The sequence below is a fragment of the Methylobacterium sp. WL116 genome (assembly GCF_008039455.1).
Taxonomy (GTDB): Bacteria; Pseudomonadota; Alphaproteobacteria; order Rhizobiales; family Beijerinckiaceae; genus Methylobacterium.
This window is the reverse complement of sequence record NZ_VRUV01000828.1, coordinates 1-1,377: the sequence shown is the minus strand read 5'-3', so window position 1 is coordinate 1,377 and position 1,377 is coordinate 1. Positions and strand designations below refer to the sequence as shown.

At 70.7% G+C, this 1,377-nt stretch carries 1 protein-coding gene and 1 pseudogene; both read left to right on the top strand.

Features of this window, described 5'->3' with window-relative positions:
• Positions 1–348 precede the first annotated feature (348 nt).
• On the top strand, positions 349–690 hold the full coding sequence (locus FV223_RS27700) for a hypothetical protein (RefSeq protein WP_147729886.1): 342 nt from the start codon (positions 349–351) through the stop codon (positions 688–690).
• A gap of 218 nt (positions 691–908) precedes the next feature.
• Positions 909–1,377: pseudogene (locus FV223_RS27695) on the top strand (serine endopeptidase); the annotation flags it as partial.

The following is a 1,377-nucleotide window of genomic DNA, read 5'->3' as shown; positions in this document are numbered from 1 at the left end:
CCTCGCGCCCGTGAACGACGTGGCGGCGCTCGCCCGCGCGATCGGCGAGGCACGTGCCATTCCCCGCACCGTCCCGCATGGACGGGTCTCGCGACTGTTCACCCGCGATCTCTGGCTGGAACGCTGCGAAGCCGTGTACGCGCTGGCACGGACGGAGCATGCCGCCCAGAACTGACCTCGTCCACTGCCGTCCGGCTCCGATGCTCACGCGACCGTGAACACAGCATCGCCTCAATCCCAAGCCCAAGAGACTTCGATGGTCCTGCGCGGGCGGCCACCGATCGACCGGATCATGCCGGCGCGGTCGTTTGTTCGGCGGCGACCTGGATTGAATCTCAGGCGGTGGTGATGCTGCTCATCTGGTCCGGCTGGGGCATTTTGGTCCTGCCCGTGGTTTTCGGCACCGCCCTTCTCGTCGGCGCCTCGGGCGGGCTGGCGCTTCGCGCGCTCGGCCATCCGGAGCTGACGTTCCTCGCCGTCAGCCTCGGCCTGCTCGCCGCCGCGGCAGCCAACTGGTTCGTCGGCCGAAACCTCAACGGCACGTCGCCTCGCGAACTCCTCGATCTGGCCACCAACCAGCGCGTGCTGCTGCACAGGGTCCACAAGCTGTTCTGGATCCGGATGGAATACTGGTCCGTTCCCGTGGCGCTCGCCGCCCTTGTGCCGCTCCTGGCCCTGCGCAACCTGTGAGCCGGCCGACGACGCGCGTTGCCGGCGGACCGGACGCGCTTCGGCGCGTCGCGGCTCGGCTTGCCGTCGTGATGGGAACGCCGGCGGCGGCCGAGATGCCGGTCGCCTCCGTCGGGATCGACGGCTTCGACGCGTTCCTCGGGGCCTGCGCGTGGTGTGCTGCGAGCTCCGGCGTGCCGGAATGCCCAAAGCTTCTCCAGAGATAAGGACCGATCTGCGTGGCCAACGGCACCCGCGTATCCGAGCGTTGGTTCAACGCCGCCCTGTGGCTCGTCGCCCTGCTGTTTGCGGGCTTCCTGATCGGCCTGGGCTCGCTCGTGGTCGGCGACCTGCCGCAGGTCGAGCACCGCTACACCGTGGATCAGTTTCTCGACCCGGAGCCGGCGCGCGCCTCGGCCGCCGCCCTCAAGCAGATCCGGCGCGAGCAGGACGACGCGCGGCGGCAGGCGGAGGCGGCGCAACTGGCCCTCGACGCCGCCCGCTCGGCGACCGAGTCGGCGCGCGAGACCTTCGCGAACTGGCTGAAGACCCGCAACGCCACCCAGCGCGTCGACCAGGATCCGGGGCTCGTCGCCCGCACCGAGGGGCTGGATCAGCTCAAGGCGGCCGAGCGCGCCGTCGAGGAGCGGCTCGAAGGCCTGAGCCGCACGGCCTTCGAGCTCGGCGAGCGGGAGGCGGCGCTCTCGG

What these genes read in the sequence shown, in the direction of transcription:
- FV223_RS27700 (WP_147729886.1), top strand. Translation starts at nt 349, where the DNA reads ATGCTGCTCATCTGGTCCGGCTGGGGCATTTTGGTCCTGCCCGTGGTT.